The 11,410-nt window shown below is 59.7% G+C and carries 5 protein-coding genes; all 5 read left to right on the top strand.

Translation table 11 applies throughout. The features are described 5' to 3' along the window. Nucleotides 1–256: 256 nt before the first annotated feature. The 5 genes from gltB (at nt 257) to VX159_RS14815 (ending at nt 11,387) form a co-directional block, all read left to right on the top strand. Entirely contained in the window at nt 257–4,894 is a 4,638-nt protein-coding gene (gltB, locus tag VX159_RS14835; protein WP_371323651.1) for a glutamate synthase large subunit, read from the top strand. After that, nucleotides 4,895–6,364, top strand: coding sequence for a glutamate synthase subunit beta (locus VX159_RS14830; protein ID WP_371323650.1), 1,470 nt, complete (start codon nt 4,895–4,897; stop codon nt 6,362–6,364). It begins immediately after the preceding gene. Nucleotides 6,365–6,598: 234 nt separating this feature from the next. Then, nucleotides 6,599–8,521 (top strand): PrkA family serine protein kinase, encoded by a 1,923-nt coding sequence (locus VX159_RS14825; protein ID WP_371323649.1) that lies wholly within the window; start codon nt 6,599–6,601, stop codon nt 8,519–8,521. Between the two features lie 71 nt (nt 8,522–8,592). Further along, on the top strand, nt 8,593–9,864 hold the full coding sequence (locus VX159_RS14820) for a YeaH/YhbH family protein (protein ID WP_371323648.1): 1,272 nt from the start codon (nt 8,593–8,595) through the stop codon (nt 9,862–9,864). Next, complete coding sequence (locus tag VX159_RS14815; RefSeq protein WP_371323647.1) at nt 9,861–11,387, top strand: SpoVR family protein; 1,527 nt, start codon at nt 9,861–9,863, stop codon at nt 11,385–11,387. Before VX159_RS14820 ends, VX159_RS14815 begins: the two co-directional genes overlap by 4 nt. Nucleotides 11,388–11,410: the final 23 nt, after the last annotated feature.

Here is an 11,410-nt window from a genome sequence, read left to right as displayed (position 1 = left end):
GGCGTCCCTTTTTTTCGTCATTTTCACGGTCGACCGTGAAAATGGAGTTTTTCCCTTTTTTGGTGCGTTTAAATAGGCCGTGCGCGCCGAATTCAGTGTTTTTCCGCAGTGCAGCATCTTGAATTGACGGGGTTTTCCCGTTATATTTAATGGTTGCCTCTAATTTTCGTACAGGCTGACGTGCCTCGTGGCGCCCAGCTTTTTTCATCATTGGCCAATGATTCGGCGGCCGAAGTACTTTGAAGGAATGCGTGTGATGGAACCGGCAGTACCTGAGCGGCAGGGTTTGTACGACCCTGCCAACGAGCACGACGCTTGCGGCGTGGGCTTTGTCGCTCACGTCAAGGGCCAGAAGTCCCACAATATCGTCGAGCAGGGTCTGTTGATCCTGAAAAATCTCGATCACCGCGGTGCCGTTGGTGCCGACCCGTTGCAGGGTGATGGTGCCGGTATCCTGATCCAGATTCCGGATCAGTTCTACCGCGAAGAGATGGCCAAGCAGGGCGTTGAACTGCCGCCGGTTGGCGAATACGGCGTCGGCATGGTCTTCCTGCCGCAGGAGGGCGCTTCTCGCCAGGCCTGCATCGAGGAAATCGAGCGCTCGATCAAGGCCGAAGGCCAGGTGCTGCTGGGCTGGCGCGATGTGCCAGTCAATGCCGAAATGCCGATGTCGCCGACGGTCAAGGCCAAGGAGCCGGTGATCAAGCAGGTCTTCGTCGGTCGCGGTCCGGACGTGTTCGTTACCGACGCGCTTGAGCGCAAGCTGTACATCATCCGCCGCCGCGCTGCCAACGCGATCAAGTCGCTGAAGCTCAAGCACGGCCAGGAATTCTACGTGCCTTCCTTCTCGGCGCGTACCGTCAACTACAAGGGCCTGCTGCTGGCCGACCAGGTCGGCGTGTATTACGACGACCTGCAGGACAAGCGCACGGTTTCCGCTCTGGCCCTGGTACACCAGCGTTTCTCGACCAACACCTTCCCGACCTGGGATCTGGCGCACCCGTTCCGCTACATTGCGCACAACGGTGAAATCAACACCGTTCGCGGCAACGTCAACTGGTTCAAGGCGCGCGAACAAGCCATTTCCTCGCCGATCCTCGGCAAGGATCTGGACAAGGTCTGGCCGCTGCACTACCCCGGTCAGTCCGACTCTGCCTCCTTCGACAATGCGCTCGAACTGCTGGTCATGGGCGGTGGTTACTCGCTGGCTCACGCCGTGATGCTGATGATCCCGGAAGCCTGGGAAAAGCACACGACGATGGACGAAAACCGTCGCGCCTTCTACGAATACCATGCCGCGATGATGGAGCCGTGGGACGGCCCCGCTGCCGTGGCCTTTACCGACGGTCGCCAGATCGGCGCCACGCTCGACCGTAACGGTCTGCGTCCGGCGCGCTATCTGGTCACCGACGACGACCTCGTGGTTATGGCTTCCGAGTCCGGCGTGCTGCCGATTCCGGAAAAGAAGATCGTCAAGAAGTGGCGCCTGCAGCCGGGCAAGATGTTCCTGATCGACATGGAGCAAGGCCGCATCATTGACGACCAGGAACTCAAGAACTCCCTGGCCAACGCCAAGCCGTACCGCGAGTGGATCGACAAGATCCGCATCAAGCTCGACGAAGTTCCCGCTCCGAACGAGAAGGCCGCCGCTGCCGCTGCTTCCCTGCTCGACCGTCAGCAGGCCTTCGGCTACACCCAGGAAGACATCAAGGTCATTCTGGAGCCGATGGTCCAGAACGGTGAGGAAGCCACTGGTTCGATGGGTACCGATTCTTCGCTGCCGGTGCTGTCGAAGAAGAACAAAACCCTGTACACCTACTTCAAGCAGTTGTTCGCGCAGGTGACCAATCCGCCGATCGACCCGATCCGCGAAGAGCTGGTCATGTCGCTGGTGTCCTTCATCGGTCCCAAGCCCAACCTGCTCAACACCGGCGACATCAATCCGCCGATCCGCCTGGAAGTGTCGCAGCCGGTCCTGTCGTTCGCCGACATCGAAAAGCTGCGCAACATCGAGCAATACACCTCCGGCAAGTTCCGCTCCTTCGAACTGGATATTTGCTATCCGGTGTCCTGGGGCAAGGAAGGCGTCGAAGCCCGTCTGGCTTCGCTGGCCGCTGACGCCGAGGATGCCGTCCGTTCCGGCGCCAACATCCTGATCGTCTCCGACCGCAAGGTCGATGCCGACAATGTCGCGATCCCGGCGCTGCTGGCCACCTCGACCATTCACCAGCATCTGGTCAAGAAGGGGCTGCGTACCTCCGCCGGCCTGGTCGTTGAAACCGGTTCTGCCCGCGAAGTTCACCACTTTGCGCTGCTCGGCGGCTTCGGTGCCGAGGCCGTGCACCCCTATCTGGCGCTCGAAACCATCGAAACCCTGGCCAAGGGCGATGCCGAAAAGGCCGAGAAGTTCACCAAGAACTTCGTCAAGGCGATCGGCAAGGGCCTGTGCAAGGTCATGTCCAAGATGGGCATCTCGACCTACATGTCCTATACCGGCGCGCAGATTTTCGAGGCCATCGGTCTGAAGAAGGACTTCGTCGAGAAGTACTTCACCGGCACGCCGTCGAACATCGAAGGGATCGGCATTTTCGAAGTTGCCGAGGAAGCTATCCGTCTGCACAAGGAAGCCTTCTCCGCCGACCCGGTCCTGACCAACATGCTGGACGCTGGCGGTGAGTACGCCTTCCGCATTCGCGGCGAAGAGCATATGTGGACCCCGGATTCGATTGCCAAGCTGCAGCACTCGACCCGCTCCGGCAAATACGAAACCTACAAGGAATACGCCAAGCTGATCAACGATCAGACCAAGCGTCACCTGACCCTGCGCGGTCTGTTCGAGTTTAAGTTCGCTGCCCAGCCGATTCCGCTCGACGAAGTCGAGCCGGCCAAGGAAATCGTCAAGCGTTTTGCTACCGGCGCGATGTCGCTCGGTTCGATCTCGACCGAAGCTCACACCACGCTGGCCGTGGCGATGAACCGCATCGGCGGCAAGTCGAACACCGGCGAAGGTGGTGAGGATGCCAAGCGCTTCCAGCCGCTGAAGGCCGGTCAGACCCTGGCTGAAATCGTTGGTGCTTCCCGCATCGAGCGCGATTACGTGTTCAAGGAAGGCGATTCCCTGCGTTCCGCGATCAAGCAGGTTGCCTCCGGTCGTTTCGGTGTCACCACCGAATATCTGGTCAATGCCGACCAGATCCAGATCAAAATGGCGCAGGGTGCCAAGCCGGGTGAAGGCGGTCAGTTGCCGGGGACCAAGGTTTCCGAATACATCGGCAAGCTGCGTCACTCGGTGCCGGGCGTGACCCTGATTTCCCCGCCGCCGCACCATGACATCTACTCGATCGAGGACTTGGCCCAGCTGATCCACGATCTGAAGAACGCCAACGACCGTGCATCCATTTCGGTCAAGCTGGTGTCCGAAGTCGGCGTCGGTACGGTGGCTGCCGGTGTCGCCAAGGCCAAGGCCGATCACGTTGTGATCGCCGGCTTCGACGGTGGTACCGGTGCTTCGCCGGTATCGTCGATCAAGCATGCCGGTACGCCGTGGGAACTCGGCCTGGCCGAAACCCAGCAGACCCTGGTCCTCAACCGCCTGCGTTCGCGGATTCGTGTCCAGGTCGATGGTCAGATGAAGACCGGTCGCGACGTGGTCATCGGTGCGCTGCTTGGCGCCGATGAATTCGGTTTCGCCACTGCACCGCTGGTGGTCGAAGGCTGCATCATGATGCGCAAGTGCCATCTGAACACCTGCCCGGTCGGTGTTGCCACCCAGGACCCGGAACTGCGCAAGCGCTTCTCCGGCCAGCCGGAGCACGTCGTCAATTACTTCTTCTTCGTCGCCGAAGAAGCCCGTGAATTGATGGCCCAACTCGGCGTTCGCTCTTTCGACGAACTGGTCGGCCGTGTCGATCTGCTCGAAATGCGTGCCGGCATCGAACACTGGAAGGCCAAGGGTCTTGACTTCACCAAGGTCTTCTACCAGCCGGCCGTTCCGGCCGACGTGCCGCGCCGTCACACCGAAGGCCAGGATCACGGTCTGGAAAAGGCCCTCGACCACAAGTTGATCGAGCAAGCCAAGCCGGCGCTGGAAAAGGGCCAGAAGGTCCAGATCGAAACCTCGATCATCAACGTCAACCGTACCTGCGGCACCATGTTGTCGGGCGAAGTTGCCCGTCGCTATGGCAACGCCGGTTTGCCGGACGACACCATCCACGTCAAACTGACCGGTACCGCCGGCCAGGCCTTTGGTGCCTTCCTGGCCAAGGGCGTGACGCTGGAATTGACCGGCGAAGGTAACGACTACGTGGGCAAGGGCCTCTCCGGTGGTCGCATCATCATCAAGCCGAGCCCGGATTTCCGTGGTGACACCCAGCAAAATATCATCGTCGGCAACACCGTGATGTACGGCGCGACCGATGGCGAAGCCTTCTTTGCCGGTGTCGGTGGCGAGCGTTTCTGCGTCCGCAATTCCGGCGGCACGGCAGTGGTCGAAGGCGTGGGTGACCACGGCTGCGAATACATGACCGGTGGTACGGTGGTGGTGCTGGGCATGACCGGCCGTAACTTCGCTGCCGGCATGTCCGGTGGTATCGCTTACGTGCTCGATGAGGACGGCAGTTTCAAGAACCGTTGCAACCTCGCCCAGGTGGCGCTGGAAAAGGTTCTGCCGGCCAATCGGCAAGCGACCGACGAGCCGATGCACCGTGGCACGGTCGACGAAACCCAGCTCAAGGAACTGGTAACGCGGCATGCCGAGCAAACCGGCAGCGCAACGGCCAAGCGCATCCTGGCTGACTGGGATGCCTACCGCGAGAAGTTCGTCAAAGTCTATCCGCATGAATACAAGCGAGCCCTCACCGAGTTGGCCGCTGCTGCACAGAAGGAGGCCGCATAAATGGGCAAGCCGACTGGTTTCATGGAATTTGAACGCATCGAAGAGGCTTACGAGCCGGTTGAAGCGCGTTTGAAGCATTACAAGGAATTCGTTCAGACCCTGTCTGACGATGCTGCCAAAACCCAGGGTGCTCGCTGCATGGATTGCGGCATCCCATTCTGCAACAACGGCTGTCCGGTCAACAACATCATTCCCGACTGGAATGATCTGGTTTTCCGTGGCAACTGGAAGCAGGCGCTGGACGTGCTGCACTCCACCAACAATTTCCCCGACTTCACTGGCCGGATCTGTCCGGCTCCGTGTGAAGCCGCCTGTACCCTCGGCATCAATGCCGCTCCGGTCGGGATCAAGTCGATCGAGCACGCGATCATCGACAAGGGCTGGGAAATGGGCTGGGTGGTGCCGCAGCCGGCCGCCGTCAAAACCGGCAAGAAGGTCGCCATCGTTGGTTCCGGCCCGGCCGGGATGGCGGCTGCCCAGCAGCTGGCCCGTGCCGGTCACGACGTGACCGTGTTCGAAAAGTCCAGCCGCATCGGCGGTCTGCTCGGTTTCGGGATTCCCGACTTCAAGCTCAACAAGTCGGTGATCGACCGCCGCGTTGCGCAGATGGAAGCAGAAGGCGTGGTCTTCAAGACCAAGGTCATCGTCGGTGACAAGAACATCCCGGCCGGCATCAACAACGATGCGACCGAGACGGTTTCCGCCGAGCAGCTGAAGAAGGATTTTGATGCGGTGATTCTCGCCGCCGGTTCCGAAGTGCCGCGCGATCTGCCGGTGCCGGGCCGTGAACTCAAGGGGGTTTATGCTGCCCTCGAGTTCCTGATCCCGCAGAACAAGGAAGTCCAGCAGGGTTTGACCAATCCGATCAACGTCAAGGGCAAGCATGTCATCGTGATCGGCGGCGGCGATACCGGCTCCGATTGTGTCGGTACCAGCTACCGTCACGGTGCGGCTTCGGTAACCCAGTTCGAACTGATGCCGGCGCCGCCGGAGCAGGAAGACAAGCCGCTGGTCTGGCCGTACTGGCCGTTGAAGATGCGTACTTCTTCTTCCCACAAGGAAGGTGCCACCGTGCGCGAATTCGCGGTCGCGACCAAGGAGTTCATCGGTGATGGTCAGGGTAATGTCAAAGCCCTGAAGGCGGTCCGCGTCGAATGGAAGGATGGCAAGATGTCCGAGGTCGCCGGTTCCGAATTCGAACTGCCGTGCGACGCCGCTTTCCTGGCGATGGGCTTCACCAACCCGGTCGGCTCCTTGCTTGAATCCTTCGGCGTCGAAAAGGATGCGCGCAGCAATGCCAAGGCCACGACCGATGGCGAAGGCTGCTACCGCACCAATGTCGCCGGCGTCTATGCCGCAGGTGATGTCCGCCGCGGTCAGTCGCTGGTCGTCTGGGCAATCCGCGAAGGTCGCCAGGCCGCTCGTGAAGTTGATGCCTTCCTGATGGGTTCTAGCATCCTGCCGCGCTAAGCATCGCCCGAGTTGCACCCCAAAGCCCGCCGGAGAGCAATCCCGGCGGGCTTTTTTGTCACAAATATTTTGCGAACTGGTCTCGGCAGGCGTAGTCGAACCAGCAAGCACCGAATGACCGGCTGTCGCGGTCGACAGCAAAAAACAAAAAAAGCATTTCCTGAGTCAGCTTTTTGATCCTGCGGCCGTTGAATGCTACAGGTCGGTTTGTCCGTTCCCGAAAGGAGGGGTGTCATGTCGATCTTTGCCCGTTACCAGAGTCGCTACGAAGCGGCCCAGGAAGAGGAAATGTCGATCCAGGATTATCTGGATCTCTGTCGGTCCGAGCGCGCAGCCTATGCCACCGTAGCCGAACGGATGTTGCTGGCGATTGGCGAACCGGAATTGCTGGATACCCGGTTGGAGCCCAGGTTGTCGCGAATCTTCGCCAATAAGATGCTGAAAATCTACCCTGCCTTCCGCGAGTTCTACGGGATGGAAGAGGTGATCGAACACATCGTTGCCTACTTCCGCCATGCGGCGCAGGGTCTGGAGGAAAAGAAGCAGATTCTCTACCTGCTGGGGCCGGTCGGCGGCGGCAAGTCGTCGCTGGCCGAGCGGCTGAAGTCGCTGATTGAGCGGGTGCCGTTCTATGCAATCAAGGGCTCGCCGGTGCACGAGTCACCCCTGAGCCTGTTCAACGTTGCCGAGGATGGTCCGCTGCTTGAAGAGGACTATGGTATTCCGCGCCGTTATCTCGGCACCATCATGAGCCCTTGGGCGGTCAAGCGGCTGCAGGAGTTTGGCGGTGACATCAGTCGTTTCCGCGTGGTCAAGCTGCGCCCATCGGTGCTGTCGCAGGTGGCGGTGGCCAAGACCGAACCGGGCGACGAGAACAACCAGGACATTTCGTCGCTGGTCGGCAAAATCGACATCAGGAAGCTGGAAACCTATTCGCAGAACGACCCGGACGCCTATTCCTACTCCGGCGGCCTGTGTCTGGCCAATCGCGGCATCCTCGAATTCGTCGAAATGTTCAAGGCGCCGATCAAGGTGCTGCACCCCTTGCTGACCGCGACCCAGGAGCAGAACTACAAGGGTACCGAGGGGTTTGGTGCAATTCCCTTCGACGGCCTGATCATGGCCCACTCGAACGAGGCCGAATGGCAGTCGTTCAAGAACAACCGCAACAACGAGGCCTTCCTCGACCGAATTTACATCGTCAAGGTCCCGTACAGCCTGCGCGTGACCGATGAGATGCACATCTATGAAAAACTGCTGGCCAATTCGTCGCTGTCGGCTGCTCCCTGCGCCCCGGACACCTTGCGCATGATGGCGCAGTTCTCGGTCCTGTCGCGCTTGAAGGAGCCGGAAAATTCCAGCATCTTCAGCAAGATGCGGGTCTATGACGGTGAGAACCTCAAGGATACCGACCCCAAGGCCAAGAGTTTCCAGGAATACCGCGATTTCGCTGGTGTCGACGAGGGCATGACCGGTCTGTCCACCCGCTTCGCCTTCAAGATTCTGTCGCGGGTGTTCAACTTCGACCACCGCGAAGTGGCGGCGAATCCGGTGCACCTGATGTATGTGCTCGAACAGCAAATCGAGCAGGAACAGTATCCGCCCGAGGTCGAGGAGCGCTATCGCCGCTTCCTCAAGGAATTCCTTAGTCCGCGCTACGCCGAGTTCATCGGCAAGGAAATCCAGACCGCTTACCTTGAAAGCTATTCCGAGTACGGACAGAATATTTTCGACCGCTACGTGCTGTACGCCGATTTCTGGATTCAGGATCAGGAATTCCGCGATCCGAATACCGGCGAAATTCTCGACCGCTCGGCCCTCAATGACGAACTGGAAAAAATCGAAAAGCCGGCCGGAATCAGCAATCCCAAGGACTTCCGCAACGAGGTGGTGAACTTCGTGCTGCGCGCCCGTGCCCGTAACGACGGCAAGAATCCGTCCTGGACCAGCTACGAAAAACTGCGCGCGGTGATCGAGAAGAAGATGTTTTCCAATACCGAGGAGTTGCTGCCGGTCATTTCCTTCAACACCAAGGCCAGTGCCGACGAGCAGAAAAAGCACCAGGACTTCGTCGACCGCATGATCGACAAGGGATACACCGAAAAGCAGGTGCGTTTGCTCTGCGAATGGTACTTGCGCGTCAGGAAGAGCAGTTGATGCCCGGCGGCTGGCCGGACTGAATCCAGTCCGGCCGTCATCCGTGTCGGTGACACGAGCAGGGAGGAGCCATGACGGTACGGATAGTTGATCGAAGGCAGGACAGCCGCAACAAAAGCTCGGTCAATCGCGGGCGTTTCCTGCGCCGCTTCAAGGGGCAGATTCGCAAGGCTGTGGCCGATGCAATTGCCCGGCGCGGCATTCGCGATCTGGAGAATGGTGAGAAGATCGGAATTCCGGCCGGCGATATTTCGGAACCGCAGTTCCATCACGGGCGCGGCGGCATGCGTGACACGGTCCACCCGGGAAATGACCGTTTTTCGACTGGCGACCAGATCGAGCGGCCGAGCGGCGGCGGGGCCGGCCAAGGCAAGGGCAAGGCGTCGAAGGATGGCGAGGGGCTCGACGATTTCGTGTTCACCCTGACCCGCGACGAGTTCCTCGACATTTTCTTCGACGAACTGGCCCTGCCCAATCTGGTCAAGCGGCAACTGGCTCGGATCGACGAATACAAGCGGGTGCGCGCCGGCTATACGCAAACCGGGGTGCCGACTAACATCAGCATCGTCCGCACCATGCGCGGTGCCGCCGGGCGGCGGATTGCGATCGGCGGGCCGTATAGCCGCGAACTGCGGCAATTGCAGGCCGAACTTGAAAGCGCGCTGGATGAGGTGCCGGCCAACGAAGACGAGGTGCGCCGGCTGCAGCGTGAAATCGAAGTGCTCAAGGCCAAGCGCCAGGCAATCCCTTTTGTCGATCCCTTCGACCTGCGCTTTTCCAACCGGATCCGCGTGCCGCAGCCCTCGACCCAGGCGGTGATGTTTTGCGTGATGGATGTTTCCGGGTCGATGGACGAGGCCAAAAAGCAGATGGCCAAGCGCTTTTTCATGCTGCTTTACCTTTTTCTCAATCGCAACTACGAGAAGATCGAAGTGGTCTTCATTCGCCACCATACGGCGGCCGAGGAGGTCGACGAGGATACTTTCTTCCATTCGCGCGAGACCGGCGGCACTATCGTTTCCAGCGCGCTCAAGCTGTTGCGCGAGGTAATCGTCGCCCGCTACGCCAGCAGCCTGTGGAACATCTATGTAGCCCAGGCGTCCGACGGCGACAACTGGAACGAGGATTCGCCCATTTGCCGCGAATTGCTCTCCGAGTCCATCCTGCCCTTGGTGCAGTATTTCGCCTACGTCGAAATCACCGACGGCGAGCCGCAAAACCTGTGGGAGGAATACAGCAAGCTGCAGGCGGGACGCGATGGCTTGTTTGCGATCCAGCGCATCGCCCAGGCTGGCGATATTTACCCGGTGTTCCGCGAGTTGTTCAGGAGGCGAATGACATGAGCCGGAAGAAGAGCAAGCGCATGATCGAGGGTTCTGACTGGACCCTGGAAGGGCTGGAACTGGCCGACGCCGAGATTGCCCGCGTCGCCCGCAGCTACGGCCTCGACTGCTACCGTCATCAACTCGAGATCATCACCGCAGAACAGATGATGGACGCCTACGCGGCAATCGGGATGCCGGTCTATTACCATCACTGGTCGTTCGGCAAGCATTTCCTTGAAACCGAGAGTCGCTATAAGCGGGGTCAGATGGGGCTGGCCTACGAAATCGTGATCAACTCCGATCCTTGCATCGCCTACCTGATGGAAGAAAACACCATGGCCATGCAGGCTCTGGTGATTGCGCATGCCGCCTACGGCCATAATTCCTTCTTTAAGGGCAACCACCTGTTCAAGCAATGGACCAGTGCCGATGCGATCATCGATTATCTGGTTTTCGCCCGGAACTACCTCAGCGAGTGTGAGGAGCGGCATGGCATCGAGGCTGTGGAGCAGTTGCTCGATGCCTGTCATGCCCTGTCCAATCTTGGCGTTGATCGTTACAAGCGGGCGCCGCCCTTGTCGCTGGTCAAGGAGAAACTGCGGCAGCAGGAGCGGGAAGCCTATCTGCAGGCGCAGGTCAATGAACTCTGGCGGACCCTGCCGCAGCGGGAAAACGTGGCGGCTCCGGTCGGTGAGAAACGTTTTCCCGAAGAGCCGGAAGAAAACCTGCTCTATTTCATCGAAAAACACGCGCCGCTGCTTGAACCCTGGCAGCGCGAAGTGGTGCGGATCGTACGCAAGATCGGGCAATATTTCTACCCGCAACGCCAGACCCAGGTGATGAACGAGGGCTGGGCGACTTACTGGCACTACACCCTGCTCAATACCCTCTACGACGAAGGCCGGATCAGTGACGGGGCCATGCTGGAAATCCTGCAATCGCACACCAACGTGGTCTATCAGCCGCCGTACAACAGCAATTGGTACTCGGGGATCAATCCCTACGCGCTGGGTTTTGCGATGTGGCGCGACATCCGGCGGATCAGTGAAGCGCCGGATGCGGAGGATCGGGCCTGGTTTCCCGATCTGGCTGGGCGGGACTGGCGGGAAAACTTTGAATTCGCCATGCACAACTTCAAGGACGAGAGCTTCATCGCCCAGTTCCTGTCGCCGCGCCTGATGCGCGAATTCCGTTTATTTTCGGTGCGGGATGATGATCGTCAGAGTCGGCTGCAAGTCGACGCCATCCATGACGAGTCCGGCTATCGCGAGTTGCGGAAAAGCCTTGCCGAGCAGTACAACCTGGGTAACAGCGATCCCAATATTCAGGTCTGGAATGTCGATGTTCACGGTGATCGGTCGCTCACTTTGCGCCATTTTGTGCACCAGCGTCGCCCTCTGTCGGGGCAGCATGAGGCCGTACTGGAGCAGGTGGCGCGCCTGTGGGGGTTCGCGGTGCGCCTGGAGCAACAGGATGCGGCTGGCGAGGTCCGCTTGCTGGCCGAGAAAAAAACCGAAAAGCGCCGCCAGACCGCTGTCTGATGCCGCTTTGCATCCGCCGTTCC

It is taken from the genome of Dechloromonas sp. ZY10 (assembly GCF_041378895.1).
GTDB classification, from domain to species: domain Bacteria; phylum Pseudomonadota; class Gammaproteobacteria; order Burkholderiales; family Rhodocyclaceae; genus Azonexus; species Azonexus aquae.
The sequence above is the reverse complement of the archived record's forward strand: the minus strand, read 5'-3'. Positions and strand labels throughout refer to the sequence as shown.